Source organism: Desulfomonile tiedjei DSM 6799, from assembly GCF_000266945.1.
Lineage (GTDB): Bacteria > Desulfobacterota > Desulfomonilia > Desulfomonilales > Desulfomonilaceae > Desulfomonile > Desulfomonile tiedjei.
On record NC_018025.1, the window covers coordinates 2,652,259 to 2,669,542 of the forward strand.

14 protein-coding genes are annotated in these 17,284 nt (G+C 50.9%); 5 read left to right on the forward strand and 9 right to left on the reverse strand.

The features are described 5' to 3' along the window. The first annotated feature begins 130 nt into the window (after positions 1-130). The 5 genes from DESTI_RS11110 (at position 131) to DESTI_RS31225 (ending at position 5,670) form a co-directional block, all read left to right on the forward strand. Positions 131-703, forward strand: coding sequence for an HdeD family acid-resistance protein (locus DESTI_RS11110; protein ID WP_014810051.1), 573 nt, complete (start codon positions 131-133; stop codon positions 701-703). Between the two features lie 374 nt (positions 704-1,077). Continuing rightward, positions 1,078-2,274 (forward strand): BtaA family protein, encoded by a 1,197-nt coding sequence (locus tag DESTI_RS11115; protein WP_014810052.1) that lies wholly within the window; start codon positions 1,078-1,080, stop codon positions 2,272-2,274. Positions 2,275-2,321: 47 nt separating this feature from the next. Next, a complete protein-coding gene (locus DESTI_RS11120; RefSeq protein WP_014810053.1) occupies positions 2,322-3,089 on the forward strand; it encodes a class I SAM-dependent methyltransferase in 768 nt (255 codons plus the stop codon). Between the two features lie 162 nt (positions 3,090-3,251). After that, on the forward strand, positions 3,252-4,172 hold the full coding sequence (locus DESTI_RS11125) for a YybH family protein (protein WP_014810054.1): 921 nt from the start codon (positions 3,252-3,254) through the stop codon (positions 4,170-4,172). A gap of 10 nt (positions 4,173-4,182) precedes the next feature. Next, entirely contained in the window at positions 4,183-5,670 is a 1,488-nt protein-coding gene (locus tag DESTI_RS31225; protein WP_014810055.1) for a chromosomal replication initiator protein DnaA, read from the forward strand. A 518-nt stretch (positions 5,671-6,188) separates the two neighbouring features. Here the strand turns inward: DESTI_RS31225 and DESTI_RS11135 are convergent. From DESTI_RS11135 to DESTI_RS11175, 9 genes are all read right to left on the reverse strand, one after another. Continuing rightward, positions 6,189-9,302: an efflux RND transporter permease subunit gene (locus DESTI_RS11135; RefSeq protein ID WP_014810056.1), complete on the reverse strand. Its 3,114-nt coding sequence runs from the start codon at positions 9,300-9,302 to the stop codon at positions 6,189-6,191. A 12-nt stretch (positions 9,303-9,314) separates the two neighbouring features. After that, the gene (locus DESTI_RS11140; protein ID WP_014810057.1) at positions 9,315-10,493 is read right to left on the reverse strand and encodes an efflux RND transporter periplasmic adaptor subunit; all 1,179 of its coding nucleotides are present in this window, start codon (positions 10,491-10,493) and stop codon (positions 9,315-9,317) included. A gap of 454 nt (positions 10,494-10,947) precedes the next feature. Next, positions 10,948-11,442: a pyridoxamine 5'-phosphate oxidase family protein gene (locus DESTI_RS11145; RefSeq protein WP_014810059.1), complete on the reverse strand. Its 495-nt coding sequence runs from the start codon at positions 11,440-11,442 to the stop codon at positions 10,948-10,950. After that, the gene (locus DESTI_RS11150; protein ID WP_014810060.1) at positions 11,435-11,764 is read right to left on the reverse strand and encodes a hypothetical protein; all 330 of its coding nucleotides are present in this window, start codon (positions 11,762-11,764) and stop codon (positions 11,435-11,437) included. Before DESTI_RS11150 ends, DESTI_RS11145 begins: the two co-directional genes overlap by 8 nt. Before the next feature lie 24 nt (positions 11,765-11,788). Next, positions 11,789-12,619, reverse strand: a complete 831-nt coding sequence (locus DESTI_RS11155) for a cytidylate kinase family protein (protein WP_014810061.1) — start codon at positions 12,617-12,619, stop codon at positions 11,789-11,791. Positions 12,620-12,660: 41 nt separating this feature from the next. Continuing rightward, positions 12,661-13,992 (reverse strand): TRAP transporter large permease, encoded by a 1,332-nt coding sequence (locus DESTI_RS11160; RefSeq protein ID WP_014810062.1) that lies wholly within the window; start codon positions 13,990-13,992, stop codon positions 12,661-12,663. Beyond that, a complete protein-coding gene (locus DESTI_RS11165; RefSeq protein WP_014810063.1) occupies positions 13,989-14,489 on the reverse strand; it encodes a TRAP transporter small permease subunit in 501 nt (166 codons plus the stop codon). The genes DESTI_RS11160 and DESTI_RS11165 overlap by 4 nt, the downstream gene beginning before the upstream one ends. Positions 14,490-14,584: 95 nt before the next feature. Beyond that, positions 14,585-15,754, reverse strand: coding sequence for a TRAP transporter substrate-binding protein (locus tag DESTI_RS11170; protein ID WP_014810064.1), 1,170 nt, complete (start codon positions 15,752-15,754; stop codon positions 14,585-14,587). Between the two features lie 213 nt (positions 15,755-15,967). Beyond that, positions 15,968-17,284: a (Fe-S)-binding protein gene (locus DESTI_RS11175; protein WP_014810065.1), complete on the reverse strand. Its 1,317-nt coding sequence runs from the start codon at positions 17,282-17,284 to the stop codon at positions 15,968-15,970.

A 17,284-nucleotide genomic window follows, 5' to 3' on the forward strand; every position in this document is an offset into this window, starting at 1 on the left:
ATATGTAACCAGCAACAAGAAATTATGGTAACGCTGCACATTTGAAACCTTTACGGCGATCAGGCATCAATTTAGTAAAGTAAGGTAAGTTCATCATCCCAACGGAATCTGCAGGAAGGGGGGAGCTGGAATGCCGGAACTCAGCGAAAATCAATACGGACAATCTCAAGAGAAAGTCTTTGGAGAAGTCGGGCGAAACTGGATATGGCTTCTGGCGCTTGGAATACTGTTCGTTATCCTTGGGTTCATCGGACTGGGAATGACTTTTGCCGTTACTCTGGCGAGTGTTCTCTTTTTTGGTGTTCTCCTGCTGATTGGCTCTGGCGCACAGTTCGTAGAGGCAGTCAAATGTAAGGGGTGGAAAAGCCTGTTGTTGCATGTGCTCATTGCATTCCTCTATCTGATCGCAGGGATCGGCGCGATTGTGGCTCCGTTGGGAGCCTCAGTAATGCTCACCCTCATGATTGCAGGGGCGCTGATCTTTATAGGATTGTCTCGTGCAATCATGGCATTTCAAATGCGAAAATTCGGCTCCTGGCTATGGCTGCTTCTCGGGGGAATCATCTCTGTGGTCCTTGGAGGGCTCATACTGGCCAATTGGCCGGTGTCCGGATTATGGATAATCGGACTTTTTGTTTCAATAGAGTTGATTGTGAACGGTTGGTCGTACATCTTTGTTGCTCTCGCAGCCAGGAATGCATAGGGAATGCTCCTCTAACGAGTTTGCAGATAGGGCATGAATAAACGTCTTCCTTCGTCAGGCGATTCACTCGCACGAAGAGCTGTGCGCCTGCAACTGCGTGATCCTTTTTTCATACGCTTCATTTGAATCTACAAATAGCAGAATCGTAACCAAATCCTTATAATGTTTAGTATAATGCCACTTGACGGTCGGTCGCTAAGGGGTGAATGAAATCTTAGAACCATATCGATCTCGAATATCGGCTTCACCTATCACAGATACGTCAATAATCGCCTGATCTCTCGGCCCGAATAAGCCATGGAGTGCACGAGAATCGAACACATTTTTCGGTGTAGTGCGGGCATGGAGTCCGTTCATGCGTATGGAGAGAATGAATGCAGGTTAATGCTCTTTCGGAGAAGCTGTTCGGGCTCATTCACGGGAACAGCCTAGTGTACAATACGTGCTGGGAAGATCCGCGAATAGATCGTATGGCGTTGGATTTGACTCCACAGGATCGGGTTATGGTCATTACATCCGCAGGCTGTAATGCTCTCGATTATGCGCTGAAGAATCCGGATCGTATCTATGCTGTGGACATGAACCCCAGACAAAATTTCTTGCTGCAGTTCAAGATCGCAGGGATTCGATCCCTGGACTTTGAAAACTTTTTCTCGCTTTTTGGCAACGGGTACTCGCCTCAATCGACCGAAATGTATCGCGATGCTATGCGCAGACATCTCTCTCCGGATGCCCGGAGATTCTGGGACAGAAAGATTTCGTACTTTTCGGGGAAGAGTTGGAGATCGTCTTTTTATTTTCGCGGTTCTGCCGGATTAGTCGCAAAAACGGCGAATTATTACATCGATTATGTCGCAAAGGCCCGCAATCATATCGAAGATATTTTGGAGGCACCTTCTTTAGAGGTACAGCAGCGGATCTATGAAGACCATCTTAAAAGGAAGTTCTTCTCTCCTTTCGTCCGTCAACTAGTCAAAACCAATCTAGTGTTGTATCCCGTGGGTGTTCCCGCTGCACAAAAAGATCTTTTGAACAGGACATACTCCGGAGGAGTGGAAAAACTGCTCACCGATTGCCTGGATTACGTGTTTTCAAGGCTTCCGCTTTCCGACAATTACTTTTGGCAGGTCTATCTGAACGGGAAATATTCGAAATCTTGCTGTCCGGAGTACCTGAGACCTGAGAACTTCAATCGTCTCAAAGAAGGACTTGTTGACAAGATTGAGTGGTTTAACGGGTCGGTATCCGATTTCCTCTCCCAACATGACGGCTCCATTTCGCGTTTCGTTCTTCTGGATCATATGGATTGGCTGGCGGCAAATTATCGCGAAGAGCTGTACAGAGAGTGGCAATGGTTAGTGCGGCGTGCGAGCTCGCCTGCTCGCGTTATCTGGAGAAGTGCTGCGACCGGAATCAACTTCGTCAATCCTCTCGAAGTTCAAATACGTGGCAAAAGTGTGCTTCTGAAAGAACTCCTCTCGTACCAGACCGAACGAGCCGCAACCCTTCATCAGCAGGACCGGGTCCACATGTACAGCAGTTTCTTTATTGCAGATTTGCCGGAAATGTGAAGGCGGCTCAAACGGCCCTCGAGAAATCGGATCTGTGGAGAAGATGAATGGGCGCAGAAAACGGAATTACAAGAATGAAGAACATGTTGCAGGATTTGGAGACGCTCTATCATCTCGTATTTAAACGTATGTATGGAAAGACCCTTCAGGAGCGGCTTAACAGTTTCTATAGAGGGCAGGAGTCTCACTATGACAGTTTTCGCGAACGCCTCCTTTCGGGTAGGGCGGATCTCTTCAATCTTGTTACCTTGAAACCGGGAAGCATCTGGGTGGACATGGGCGGAGGAACTGGGGCAAGCTTCGAAGCCTTGGGCACGAAGATGACCATGCTGAAGAAGGCATACGTCGTGGATTTGTGCGAACCTCTTCTTGAAATGGCACAACAGAGAAAAAAGCGTAACGGATGGGATAATATGGAGATAATCCATGCAGATGCTTTGAGCTTTATACTGCCCGGAAATGAACAAGCGGATGTGCTCTCGTTTACGTATTCTCTTACCATGATCCCGGAATGGTATGCGGCAATCGATAGAGCAGCAGCTATGCTGAAACCGGGTGGATGTTGCGCTGCTTGCGACTTCTTCATCGGAAACCCGTTCCGTATTACTGAAAAGCAGAACCCTCACAATTGGACAACGCGCTTATTCTGGCGGGTTTGGTTTGAAACGGACGGCGTATTCCCCAGTACCGACCATGTCCCTTACCTGAGCCGCCGGTTCGAAGTGCAATACTACCGCCAGGATCGGGCCAAACTGCCATATCTTCCTCTTGCCTCCGCTCCTTACTACCTGTTCGTCGGGATAAAACCCGAATAGATTTTCCTCGGATCCGCTTTGCACGAGCCTAAACTGCCAAAGGGCGGCAGGATTTCAGAACCATTGCAGAAATGGCTTTTGGGCTCTCGTCTTGACTCGGCCTGCACGCACATCTATCCTGAAACATAGGAGCAGAACCGAAAGAGAGGAGGGGGATTTTTCATGTACAAAGTTATGACAAGTTTGTGCATAACGCTTCTTCTTGCAGGCCTTGTCTGTGCCGCGGAACCCGGTAATCCCACAAAAAACGATCAGGAAATCCGTAAAGCCGTGGAAGAATACGTGCAGGCGTACAATCAGGGCGATGCTACGACTTTGGCATCACATTGGAGCCGAAAAGGTGAATTCGTCTCAGCTTCCGGGGAACGCCTCAAAGGAAGGGACAAAATAAAACCGGCACTGGAAAAATTTCTCCAGGACAACAAGGGTATCCAATTAAAAGTGGCACTCTACGATGTGGAATTTAAATCTTCGGATCGCTCGGTCGCAAAAGGTATTGCGCTGGTTCAGAGGCAAGGAGACGAGCCCGAGGAAACTCACTTCACAGCCGCTTTCGTCAAAGAAGATGGCAATTGGAAACTCTCGAGCGTTGATGAAGAAGAGTCTTCCGTCCCCTTTGCCACCATTGCTCAATTAGGGCAACTCGAATGGCTACTGGGGGACTGGGTAGACAAAGATGAAGACGCCACGGTCGAAACATCTTTCAGGTGGGCCAAGAACTATGGATTCATCAACGGAACCTTTCGGGTCATCGTCGATGGCAGATTGGATGTAGAGGGAACTCAGGTGATCGGATGGGACCCCGAAGCCAAGACAATTCGTTCCTGGGTCTTTGATTCAAACGGCGGTTTTGCTGAAGGAACCTGGAGCGGTAGTGAAAATCGATGGACGGTTAAACTGAAGAGCATACTCCCGGACGGTCGAAAAGCCTCTTCCGTCAACGTGTACTCGTACGTCGATCCGGGCTCGTTTACTTGGCAGTCAATAGGACGGGAAGTAAACGGTGAGCCGTTGCCGAATATCAACCCGGTGACCGTGGTCCGCAAAGAGGTTCGTTCAGCGGTCTCAGGAGCAACGAGGTGAGGGAAAGATCATGAAAAAATCAGTCATCGTTAGTATTCCGATTCTGCTTCTTTTCTGTGGTTACCTCTTCCTTGAAGACGCCTATTCTCGTGGCGGTCGCGGTGGCGGTTTCGGCGGTGGCGGTTTCGGCGGCGGCCGTGGTGGGGGATACAGTGGCGGATACAGGGGAGGGGGAGCTTCCTACCGAAGTCCCTCCATGAGCTCTCACTCGAGACCCTCTGTTTCCCGTTCCAGACCTTCCAGCCAGGTATCGAGACCGCAGCGATCTTCAGGACAACAAAGACAGGTAGCCCAACGCCCTTCCACACCAGCAACCAGACCTTCACCCGGAAAGGGAAGAGTAGACGGAAGACCTGGCCCGAGTGCATCGGCAAGGCCAAGCCAATCCCAGGTCCAGCAATTTCTGAATCTTCCGCAACAACCCCGCAGTGGTTTGTCCGATATGGGGAAAGTTGGGATAGGTGCTGCTGCCGGCGCACTTGGATATGCCGGCGCCCAGCAGTTGTTGGGAGGGGATCGTCCTGGAGCCGGCGACCGTCCAGGCGCTGGCGATCGAATGGCTGGAACCCTTCCCGCAGAGAGACCCGGCATGGGACAGCGACCGGGAATAGGTGACCGACCGGGCATAGGCGACCGACCCGGTATAGGCGATAGACCTGGACCAGGTGAGAGGCCCGGTATAGGCGATAGGCCCGGAGCAGGCGAGAGACCGGGTATAGGAGAGAGACCGGGTGCCGGCGATCGACCCAGTGCAGGCGACCGACCAAGGCCGGGAGAGAGGCCATCCCAACTGCCTTCACATCCCCATGCAGATCAGATAAGAGAGAACTTCCAGAATCGGCATGACAATATGTTCACTCCGCAGTGGTGGAAAGATCATCCACACCTGGCACACGCCTATTGGGATCACAACAGACATCCCTGGAATTACTGGTGGAGAGCCGCGACCTGGGCTGCGGTAGGAGCAGCGGTGTACGGTTCTGCCGGTGGTTACAGTGGCGAGCCGGTGTACTATGACTATGGCGAAAATATCTACTATGAAGGCGATCAAGTGTATGTCGGAGGGCAACCCGTTGCCACTGCCGAACAGTATTATCAGCAGGCCAGCGATATAGCGGCTTCAGCTCCTGCAGAACCGCAGGCCGATGCTGACTGGCTTCCGTTGGGAGTATTCGCTTTGACAAAGGAGGGAGCTTCCGATTCAAACATGGTGTTGCAGCTTGCGGTCAACAAAGAAGGCGTGATAACCGGAACCTATTACAATACCACTACGAACACCACAAGACCCATCAAAGGAATGGTTGACAAGAAAACCCAGCGTGCCGCGTGGACCTTTGCTGATGGAAAGAACACCGACATCATAATGGAAACGGGGCTTTACAATCTTACTCAAGATCAGACCGAAGCTCTCATGCATTTCGGTAAAGACAATACGCAGCAATGGATGATGGTGCGACTCAATCAACCAACTGCAGAATCGGCGAAAAAGACAGAATAGTGATAGGCTTGTTGTAGGACGTTTGTGCAAACGGACCCGGGGAATCTCCGCCAAGAAGATTCCCCTTTTTCTTTTCTGTTTATCGTCAGTGCCAAAAACTCTGTCGTTTATCCCGCGTGTGAATTACAGGATATTGGTAGGGACCGGTGTTCTGTCCCGAGACTGTCTCAAAAGTCGAAATTCATACCAAATCGTGGCACGAATTCTCAGCATCTTCACGCTTGATTGTAGGGGCGCCCCTCGTGGGTGCCCGGTAGTGACCGGCCTCCGTGCCGGTCATTGCGGGAGGGCAGGCACGAGACCTGCCCCTACAAGGATGATGAATCGTGGCACGATTTTTGTGCATTCGAGAATTTTGAGACACTTTTTCTCTGCCGGTATATCATGGCGATATCATTTATGAATATTGAAGATGTGCCGGCACGGAGGCCGGCACCCACCAATGTTCTTTTTCTGAATCAGACATTAGTTCTGGCACTTACGATAATTGGATTCCCATTGCCTAAAAATTCATACGATCAGCCTTGGGGTGGTTGGTACTCGTTCTTCCGGCGACCTTGCATCAGGACATAAAGCGCGGGAGTAAAGAAAACTCCGAGGATTGTCACCCCCAACATTCCGGCGAACACCACCGTTCCCACCGAAACCCGGCTCACGGCACCTGCTCCCGATGCTGAAACAAGAGGTAATACTCCCAGAATGAATGCAAATGATGTCATGAGAATAGGGCGAAACCGCAGCTTCGATGCTTCGACCACCGCTTCGTACAATCCCTTTCCTTTTGCCCTGGTATCTCGTGCAAACTCCACGATGAGGATAGCGTTCTTGGCCGACAACCCGACAAGAAGCACAAGTCCGACCTGAGTGTACAAATTGTTGTCAAGTCCTGCGATCAGGAGGCCGATTGCCGAACCCAATACCGCCAAAGGCACAATGAGAACAACAGCAAGCGGATCGGTCCAACTCTCGTATAGTGCCGCGAGGACCAAGATAACGACAAATATCGCGACCAGGAAAACTATAGAGCCTTTTCCTGCAGACTTCTTTTCCTCGAAAGCCATATTCGTCCATTCGAATGACATTCCCGGTGGAAGGACTTTTTTCGCGAGCTGTTCCATAGTATCGAGAGCTTGTCCCGAGCTGAATCCGGGAGCCGGAGAGCCCATGACTTTTGAAGTGGGGAACAGGTTGTAACGGTCGACACGCATGGGACCGACCTCATAGCGTGCGCTGACCAGCGTTCCCAATGGAATCATCTTGCCTTCACTGCTTCTGACGTACAATTGGGAAATGTCCTCGGGATTCCTTCGGAATGCGCTCTCAGCTTGAGCCCTCACTTGCCAGGTTCGGCTGAATTTAGTGAAATCATTAACATATGCCGATCCCAGGTAGGTTTGAAGAGTGTCAAACACGCTCTCGAGCGGCACTTTCAAAGCGAGTGCTTTCGTTCGATCAATGTCCAAGTATACCGCAGGATAGGTCGCTCGGAACGTAGCCACGACCGATGTAAGATCGGGTTGACTGTTGGCCGAGCGGGCCAATTCATTACCTGCCTCTTGCAGAGCTGGGAACCCGAGGTTCGCTTTATCCAGCAGTTGCATCTCGAAGCCGCCACCAGTTCCCAAGCCGATCACTGGAGGAAGCGTGAAGGGAAAAATGGTACCCTCAGGGATTTTCTGGAATTGAGCGTAAAGCTCTTTCATTATGACGTCTCTCGAGCGGCCTTTCGCAAGACGTTCTTCCCACGGCTTTAACGGAACAAAAAACGTGGCAAGATTCGACCTTGCCGAGTCGATCATCGAATACCCGATCAGCGCTCCCCAACTTTCCACGCCATCTGTCCGGTCAAGAACCTTGCCTACCGCTTGTGCGGTTTCGTACGTCCGATTCAGGGTAGCTCCATCCGGCATCTGAACATTCACGAGCACCAGTCCGTCATCTTCCAACGGGAGAAATCCGCCGGGAATCTTCTGAAATGCAAGCACTCCGATAACGACCAGTCCGACGAACAGGATCATGGCTATCCCGATCCGTCTGATTGCAGCAGATACGACACGGGTGTACCAGTTGGTCGTTCGGTCAAAAACCGTGTTAAAGCCTCGGAAGAAGAAATTCTTCGATCCATGCCCCGGTTTCAGGATCAATGCGCACATGGCCGGGCTCATGGTCAATGCATTCAGCGCACTGAAAAACGTAGAGATGGCAATAGTAAGAGAAAATTGGCGAAACAGTTGCCCGGTGATCCCTCCCATGAAAGCCGGAGGCACGAAAACCGCCATGAGAACCAGTGTGGTGCCGATAATCGCACCGGTGACTTCTTCCATGGACCGAATGGCAGCTTCCTTGGGGTTCATGCCGTGCTCTGCCATGTTGCGTTCGACGTTCTCCACCACCACGATTGCATCATCCACGACAATGCCTATGGCAAGCACCAATCCGAAGAGCGTCACCATGTTGATGGAAAATCCCATGAAAGGCATTACCGCGAAAGTACCTATGAGCGATACGGGAATAGCAATGAGCGGTATCAGAGTCGCCCGCCAGTTTTGCAGAAAAACGAACACCACTATGACAACGAGAAGAAACGCTTCAAACAATGTCTTGATTACTTCGTGAATCGAAGCATCTATAAAGTCTGAAATCTTATAGATCACACGGTACTCAAGCCCTTGCGGGAAAGTCTTCTTGAGTTCATCCATCGCTTTGGTCAAATTCTCGGTAACTTCGATAGCATTGGAACCTGGAGATTGATACACGATCAGAGTGGCTGCAGGCTGGCCGTTGAACAACGACTGGAAATCGTAAGCTTTGCCGCCCAGATCGACCCGCGCGACATCCTTGACTCGAATGGCCCGAGTGCCTTCGCCGGTTTTAATAATGATATCAGAAAATTGCTCAACATCGGTGAGCCGTCCCAGGGTGTTCACGTTGATCTGGTAGGCTTGATCCTTGGGAACCGGAGGCTGTCCCAACTGGCCGGAAGCAACCTGCACATTCTGCTGCCGCAAGGCTTTTACTACATCATCCACCGTTATGCCTCGTGCACGCAGTTTATCCGGGTCCAGCCAGATACGCATGGAATAATCCTTGGTAGGGAACGTCGAAATGTCCCCCACGCCTCGTATTCTCGAAAGGACGTCTTTTACGTTAATGGTGAGATAATTTGTGATGAAGAGATCGTCGTATCGGCCTTCCGGAGAATAGAAAGAAATGACTGCCACAAGTGCGCTGGACACTTTCTTGGTCGTGACTCCTTGCCGTTGAACTTCTTCCGGTAATTGCGAGAGAGCTGCCGATACACGGTTCTGTGTGAGAACCGTATTCATATCGATATCCGTTCCTAACTCGAAGGTTACGTTCAGCGTGTACGAGCCGTCAGCGGAGCTCTGGCTCGACATATAAAGCATGTTCTCAACGCCGTTCACCTGTTGCTCGATAGGGGCTGCGACCGTCTCTGCGATTACTTGCGGGTCCGCTCCAGGGTAGTAAGCTTTTACTTGTACTACCGGAGGTACGATTTCCGGATACTGCGCAATTGGAAGTGACAAAATGGCAACTGCACCGGCGAATACGATGACGATCGAGATGACTGAGGCGAATATGGGTCTTTCAATAAAAAAACGACTGAACATGATGAGCCTCGATTACTTTCCGGAAGACGGAGCCGCTTTGCCGGTCTCCTGGGATGGGGCTGAAATCGAGGACTCCTTGGGAGCTACCTTCAAACCGGGTCGTGCCCTCTGGATGGCATTCACGACCACCCAGTCGTCTTTTGTGAGCCCTTCCTGGATGACTCGAAGAGTGCCTTCCAATTGTCCCGTCTTGACGGGCCGCAATTCCACTACGTTGTCCTTGTTCACCAGGAGAACGTACCTTCCACCCTGGCCGATGCCAACCGCAGTTTCAGGTACAAGGACTGCATCCTTCTTCTCGATCGGAACACGGATTCGACCGAACAGACCGCTGACAAGCAGGCCTTTGTCGTTCGCAAAGATAGCTCGTACCCGCAGAGTGCCCGTGCTCGGATCGACCCGCGGGTCAACAAAATCTATTCGGCCCTCGTGGGGATATCCGGTCTCATCCGCAAGCTGAAGATAGGCAGGTGCTCTATTTCTGTCCGATTCTGCTTCTCTCTCAATATTGGGAAACTTGCGAATCAGCATGAGAATGTCCCGCTCGCTGACATCAAAGTAGACATATACCGAGCTGTCGTTCACTATTTCAGTGAGAAGGGTCTTGTCTTTTGCTCCGACAAGATTTCCTATATCCACCATGTTACGACTGACACGTCCATCAATGGGAGCGGTTAATTGCGTGTACGCGAGATCGAGTTTGGCTTTTTCGAGGTCAGCTTTTGCGATTCCCACCTGAGCCAGAGCGACCGATTCGTCTGCATTCTGGATGTCGTACTGAAGCTGGCTGATGGAGGCCGAGGCGAGCAGTTGTTGAGCACGCTTGAGATTTGCCTGTTTCAGTTGGAGGTCGGCTTCTTTACCCTTCAGGGCAGCCTGAGCCTGATCGACCTGGGCCTGGAAGGGGCGCGGATCTATGACAAAAAGCAGATCGCCTTTTTTTACTCGAGCCCCGGATTCAAAATGAATGCTCTGCAGCCATCCCTCAACTCTGGCTCTGACCTCGACAAATTCCAATGCGGCAGTGGTTCCCGTAAACTCAAGAAACTGGGTGACTTCCTTCTTGAGCGGTTTACTTACGTAGACCTCAGGCAAAGAAGGCGTCGCAACTTGCGGTTTTTCGCTGCAGCCTACAATGCTCAAAGAAATGAAAGCGATGAGGATTAGAACTCCCGGCAATCTCATGGTCATGAACCAGTCTCCTGATTGTGTTGAGGATAATATATGAACTATAGGACTGTTACAGCTCTGGGGTCAACAAAAAGACTTATTCGAGACCGCGGGAGGCTGGAGGTATCCTTCGCTCCGGACGACGCAAAGCCGTCTAATCACTGCGCTCAGGACACCACAGCCTTCGCTATCTATAACTGATGACATAATTTCTGACCTTTTGAACACTTTGTGCTTTGAATGAACGGTAGGGGCCGGCGTCTCTGCCGGCCCGACCTGGTCGACTTGACATGAAAAATGTGCCGGCACGGAGGCACGGCACCTACCAATTGCCGAGAAGTGCTTTTCGCAATTGGACACTGTTTATCATTTCCTACCAGTGTGCATAGCGAGGAAATTGTACTACTGTGAAAGACTGAAATAAAGAACGATTGTGCTGGAACCGGCAGCTTGGTAAAGCCATGTACGGCAAGAGCTAAATGACGTTTCCGTTTCGGATTTCCAATTTCTGTCTTTTTCCAAATCCGACTTCATTATCAACAAAGAAGACGTAGTCCGGCCGAAATACATACAGAGCAATTTTTGCCATCTTACCCGCGAGACCGTCAGCAATCAGTCCGGGTCGAGAAATGAAATCCTTGACGAAAGGATACCGGAGTAAATAGGTCGTCAATGCACGGGTCTTTGCGGTAACACCTGTGATTGGCTCGACGAGGCCCTCCAATTGCAGCCCTTTGATTTCCTTCCAGCCCTTGTAATCTCCGTGAATTGTTGCCGCTGCCCTGGGATTTTCTGCGAGGAATGTTGCATGTCGGGATTGGGGAGAAGAGAAGAATATGAGATCGAACCCATCTCGTGCATAATAAACAGCAGCCACCCATGGTTGTCCTTCGCTGCAGCATGCCAGAGACATAGTGGTGTATGAGTCCATGAACTGGAGCACGGTTTTTTCCAGATCTTGATTAGTCATGCACCTGCTCATCATTGGAAAGGCTGCCTCGCCCGTCTAAGCGCAAGTAGTACTTTTCGGTTGTCGTCTTTCCCACCACTCCTTCACTCAGCATAAATTCGATGGCTTTGGCATGATAGTTTCTCATTCCGATGCGCAGCGGATTGTGCCGGGCGTACGGTAACTCCACTGCGCTGACGGGATCGAGGGCCCTATGCTTTTGCAGATCTCGAATTATGTAGCCAGTGGCACGTTTGATCCGGTACGCTACGATGTACCGGGTGAGGACAAATACACCAGCCAATCCAAAAAGACCGAGAGCGATTTGCAGGTATTCAGGCATACTTTTTCAATTCATGTCGTTGACTTACACGCGAAAAGTGAGGTCGGTAACTTTTAATTCGTTCACCACTTGCGTGACTCCGGAGTATTCCGCAGCAATCTTTTCCACCCTGGCCCGGTCAGCCTTTTCGCGTATGCGTCCGGATATCCGAATTACGCCCCCGGGTTCGGCGCTGATCTCAACGTTACCAGCTACTGCAGAAGTGAGCTTCCTTCGCACGAGGGCTTCAATTCTTTTTGCCAGAGCCATATTCTTCAGGGTTTCCACAAGCTGGTCGCCATCTGGCCGTTTATCCATTTTGCCGATTGCATGCACGATTACGTCCGCAGCATTTTCTGCAGTGTAATGATCGGTATTGATAAGCAGATTGTACAGCATTAAGTCTGTAGGATCCTTATCAAAAACCGTTTTGATCAGGGTGATTCGTTCTGCATCGTACTTGTCTACGTAATATTCTGCTTCTTCCAAGGGAATTCCGAGTTTTTGCATAATGCGCTGAACGCGATTGACGCGAGAGGCAATAACACCCACACAAAACACACCGGGAAGATCGTGAAGCACGATCTGGGCTCCCCGACCGACCATTACGACGTTTCCCCTGCCGGCCTGCTCGTAGGTGAGTGCTTCGAAAAGGCTTTTATGGGAAGGTCTGTCAAAAAAGAGACGCTCGAAGAAGCCAGGGCCGTGTTCTGTCTCGTACAAAGTGCACGCTTCGCGGTATTCGAGATCGCAGCTCATGGCCAGCTCATGCAAACCAGTGCGTCCGACAAATTCCAGCCCCATTTTCTCCGCTACTTTGGACGCAATATCGTCTCCATACGAGCCGACGAGCCGTGATACGGTTATGATATTCATGTAGACTCCCCTTGGATTTGGAGCATTGCCCAATCGGTTGCTTATTCCCCGAAAAGGGCGGTTGGAAGATACATTATCAAAGGCTGATACATAACGCACGCAATCAATCCAATCCATTGCAGACAAATAAATGGAATCACACCCTTGTAGATGAGGCCCATGGTCATTTCAGGCGGGGCAATGCCTCTCAAGTAAAACAGCGAATACCCGAATGGTGGCGTAAGAAAAGCCATCTGAAGATTCACGCAGATGAGAGTGCCGAACCACAGTGGATCGAACCCGAGTTCTTGAGCAACCGGCGTAAACACCGGAATTACAATGAGCAAAATCCCTAGCCAGTCAATGAACATGCCGAGAAAAAATACGATACCCATCATGATAAAGAGAACCACATAGGGGCTTACCTGAAGGCCTAATAATACACTCGAAACCGCATCACCGCCCCCAAGACCCATGAAGATCGACTGAAACGCGTTTCCTCCGAGAAACAGAACCATGACCATACAGGTGATCTTCATCGTGGCTGTTGCGGAATCCACAATTGCAGCCCATGTAAGGCGTCGATAGGCAAGGGCCAAAAGCATTGCCCCAATCGCACCAAGACCTGCAGCCTCCGTTGTGGTCGCTATTCCGGCCACGATACTTCCGAGGACCATGAAAATCAGAAACAGAGGCGGAATCAAGGAAGTGAATACCATCCCAAGCTTTTGCTTTGCTGATTGCGTTCGCTCTTCTTTGGGAAGCGGAGGCCCCATCTTAGGGTTAAGACCGCAGCGAACAGCCACATAGATGATGTAGAGAGAAGATAACGTCAATCCGGGTAACATTGCGGCAGCGAACAGCTTACCCACGGATATGTTCGTTAGTCCGCCGTACACCACCAGCATGATACTGGGAGGAATAAGAATTCCCAGAGTACCACCAGCGCAGATGCATCCGGCGGTCATGGGGATGTCATAGCCCCGCTTCAACAGATTCGGTGCAGCAAGAAGCCCGATGGCAACTTCCGTCGCGCCTACCACGCCCGTTGATGCCGCGAACACAGTACAAACAAGGATTACGGCAATTCCGAGTCCTCCTCGTACAGGCCCCCACAGGACGTGCATGGTATGAAAGAGCTTTTCCGCCACCCCGGAAGCATCCAGCATCTGGGCCATAAAGATAAAGAGAGGGACAGCGACGAGAACGTACTCCTCCATGACTCCATACGTTTTATTGGCAAATATACCGAAAATCTGATCCGGAGAACCTCCCCACCCAAGAAGTCCGAACAGGACCGCCACCGCACCCAGTGAAAAAGCCAGGGGATGTCCCATGAACAGCACCACGAAAAGGGTCCCGAACATGGCGACGGCAACGAATTCAGGGCTCATATCTCTTCCCCTTTCAGCCTATAGATATCTCGCACGAAGTTGGCCGCTCCTTGAAGGAAAAGTAACAGGAGCCCGACGGGCATAACTGTCTTGTACAGGTAGAGCGGAGGTTTCCATGCACTCCAGCTATGTTCCCAGCTTGCCCATGAATGTGCGGCGTACGATACGGCAGCGTAAGAAAGGCCGCCAACAAAAGGAACGAATAATAGCCAGAATGTGATGACTGACAGCCAAATTTGAACTTTTTCCGGAAGCTTCTGGGACAAAATGTCTATTCGGACGTGACGATCATGGAGGTGCGTATAAGCCGCACCGAGCATGAAGTGAGCTCCGTAAAGCCAAACCGTGACTTCAAAAGCCCAGACGGTAGGAGAATGAAATATTTTCCTGGCTATAACTTCGTACACCACCACGAAGACAAGCGGCAAGATGAGCAAGGCCATGTTCTTACCAAAGAATTCGTTGAACACGTCCACAGCGCGGACGAACTTCTTCATCGCGGTTCCCCTTCTAAAAATCTCGATGAGGTTGTGGCCCCGGAGAGGTCAAGCTCTCCGGGGGAGGGATGCTCCAGGGTCAACAGACGAATCGCCTACTGGTAGAGTTGCCCCTTGATGAGCTGCTCGTGCGGCCACGGCGCTATGCCGCCTCGCATTTTGCGCCAGGGGGCAAAGTCTTTTTTGAACTGCTCTTGCGAATCCAGGACTTTCTTCACATCGGGACTCTTGGCACCCAGGTCATCGAGGTACTTCTTACTGACCCTGGCGAATTCGATGATGGTGGCATCGTCCATCTGAACGTATTCCACTTTCTTGCCCATTTGCTCGATTGCCCCGATATTGAGGTTTTCGATCCAGGCCGTGGACCAGAGTTGCGTCTCTTTCGCACAGATCTCAACGATAGCTTTCAGATCGTCCGGGAGTTCGTCCCATTTCTTCTTGTTTATGAAGATATCTGTCTGACAGCTCGGCTGATGCACACCCGGCTCGATCACGAATTTTGTGATCTCGTGGTACCCTTGTGGAAGATTGATTGCCGGGCTACTGAATTCGCATCCGTCAATGACGCCTCTTTCCAATGCCAGGTAGATTTCCGGGCCCGGAAGCGGTGTCACGTTGGCGCCGAGCAGGTTCAGGATATCCTGGTACCACCCCACCGTCCTTACCTTCATCCCCTTGAAGTCTTCCATCTTCGTGGCCTTTTTATTTGAGTGAATACCAAGTTCCTGACCGGAATTGCCACAGAAGAACCCAACCATGTTGAAGGGTGCATAGAGGTCGTTCAACATCTTTGCTCCGCCGCGCTCGTAGTACCAAATGTTGTATCCCTCTACATCAAGACCGAACGGAACGGAGGCAAATGCCACAAAGGCCTCGTTCTTCCCTTTCCAGTAACCGGGCCAGGCATGGCCCATGTCGAGAGTGCCCTTTGACACGGCATCGAAGGTCTCCATTGCGGGTACGATCGCACCGGTCTGGAAGACCTTGATATCAAGCCGACCGCCGCTTGCAGCTCGTACGCTGTCAGCGAAATGAATCAGGAAATCGTGGAAGATCAGACCTCCCCAGGGGTCACTCGCACGCCAGGTAAACTTCTTGTCAGATGTGGTCCATCTCTTCCCTTTCCATTCTTTGGCTCTCTGATCTTCGCCGAATTTCTCGATTTTTTTCGCAGGTTTTTCCTGAGCAAACGAGTTGCTTGCCGTGATGCCAAAAGCGAACGCAGTCACGAGCACTAATAACGCCAAAGCCACTCTTTTCATAAAGCCTTCCTCCATGGTTTTTGTTGAGATGTTAGCTATTTACTCACAAGGGCACTTTATTCGGGAAAATCGCCTCCTCTCTACCGGGAACCGGCAAATGTAGAATAAAGGACGAAGCCGACCGCTCATGTAGTCGTTTTACTGACAGTTAGAATGACAACCTGTTATGAGGAACTGTCTCCGAACCACGAAGCCAAACTCCCCCCCTGGAAATCACGCTTCTTTGTGCTCCAATGACATACGGATAACCTGAGATATGTGCGACAATGACCAAGATTTTTTCCACTGCTCCCGGGCGAATTGAAGCTGCATAAGACAACCCGGATTGGATGTTATCACCCGATCTGCACCAGTCTTATCGATAGCTGCAATCTTCGCCTCAAGTATCTTCATGGAGCGTTCACGATGGGTGATATTGTATATCCCCGCAGATCCGCAGCACTGACCTTCATCCGGAACATCGACCAGGAAGAGGTCCGGAATTCGACGCAAGAGCTCTCGCTGAGGCGAGACAAGATTCTGACCGTGACGCAAATGACATGGATCGTGGAAACACACCTTCTCGCCAAGGGAACCAAAGTCGCTATGCGGGCCGAATGCGGAAACCAGGAATTCCGAAATGTCTTTGACTTTTCCCGAGAACATCTCGGCTCTTTTCGAAGCCCGAGTCACCGGAGCCAGAGTCTCTCTATACGACTTGAGTTCCATGCCGCATGCGGCGCAATCACTCACGATGGCGTCTACATCATGTCTCTCGAAAAGAGACACATTGTGTTCGGCCATCTCCCGGTAGATCTTGCGTTCACCTTCCGCAATATTGGGTGTGCCGCAGCATTGTTGGCTCTTGGGCACTATTACCGTGTAACCGGCTTGTGTCAGACAATGAATGGTGTCTCGACTGATGTCCGCAAAGACCAAATTCATTGCGCATCCGAGAAAGAAACCTACTTTGCCCTTTTCCTGACCTGCAGCGGGTATAATTTCCGGGATCGTATCGATCAGCGGTCGATCGGGAAGTCGGGGCAAAAGCGACTCCATAAAATCCAGGTCTGACGAGAGCGATTGGAGTATGTGAGATCGGCGAACTAACCGTTGGATTCCGAGATTCTGATATAATCGCAAAGGGGAAAGATAGCGGGAAAGCTTCGTCTGATCGCGAATGGCAGATTCGAGAATGAAACGCTTCAGAAGCGGTTGTGGGGTGTGCTGCTCGATTCTGTGGCGTGCTTCGAGCACCAATTCACCTACTTTTACTCCCGCAGGACAGACTGTCTGACAATTGCGACAATCCAGGCAGTGGTACATATGCCGGGCGAACTCTTCTTCAGGCGTCAACCGTCCATCGATTACTGCCTTGATCATGGCCACTCGGCCTCGCGGTGACTGCGTTTCGATTCCATCTGTGCGGTAGGTAGGACAATAAGGGAGGCATGAGCCGCATCGCATGCATTGCAGGACGTCTCCGTAATCATGAATGTCCAGCGTGGACATGGACTTGGCTATTTTTTCAACGTTCATGTGCTTTGCCAC

Coding starts and splice junctions, on each gene's coding strand:
- DESTI_RS11110 (WP_014810051.1), top strand. CDS start 131: ATGCCGGAACTCAGCGAAAATCAATACGGACAATCTCAAGAGAAAGTC.
- DESTI_RS11115 (WP_014810052.1), top strand. CDS start 1,078: ATGCAGGTTAATGCTCTTTCGGAGAAGCTGTTCGGGCTCATTCACGGG.
- DESTI_RS11120 (WP_014810053.1), top strand. CDS start 2,322: ATGGGCGCAGAAAACGGAATTACAAGAATGAAGAACATGTTGCAGGAT.
- DESTI_RS11125 (WP_014810054.1), top strand. CDS start 3,252: ATGTACAAAGTTATGACAAGTTTGTGCATAACGCTTCTTCTTGCAGGC.
- DESTI_RS31225 (WP_014810055.1), top strand. CDS start 4,183: ATGAAAAAATCAGTCATCGTTAGTATTCCGATTCTGCTTCTTTTCTGT.
- DESTI_RS11135 (WP_014810056.1), bottom strand. CDS start 9,302: ATGTTCAGTCGTTTTTTTATTGAAAGACCCATATTCGCCTCAGTCATC.
- DESTI_RS11140 (WP_014810057.1), bottom strand. CDS start 10,493: ATGACCATGAGATTGCCGGGAGTTCTAATCCTCATCGCTTTCATTTCT.
- DESTI_RS11145 (WP_014810059.1), bottom strand. CDS start 11,442: ATGACTAATCAAGATCTGGAAAAAACCGTGCTCCAGTTCATGGACTCA.
- DESTI_RS11150 (WP_014810060.1), bottom strand. CDS start 11,764: ATGCCTGAATACCTGCAAATCGCTCTCGGTCTTTTTGGATTGGCTGGT.
- DESTI_RS11155 (WP_014810061.1), bottom strand. CDS start 12,619: ATGAATATCATAACCGTATCACGGCTCGTCGGCTCGTATGGAGACGAT.
- DESTI_RS11160 (WP_014810062.1), bottom strand. CDS start 13,992: ATGAGCCCTGAATTCGTTGCCGTCGCCATGTTCGGGACCCTTTTCGTG.
- DESTI_RS11165 (WP_014810063.1), bottom strand. CDS start 14,489: ATGAAGAAGTTCGTCCGCGCTGTGGACGTGTTCAACGAATTCTTTGGT.
- DESTI_RS11170 (WP_014810064.1), bottom strand. CDS start 15,754: ATGAAAAGAGTGGCTTTGGCGTTATTAGTGCTCGTGACTGCGTTCGCT.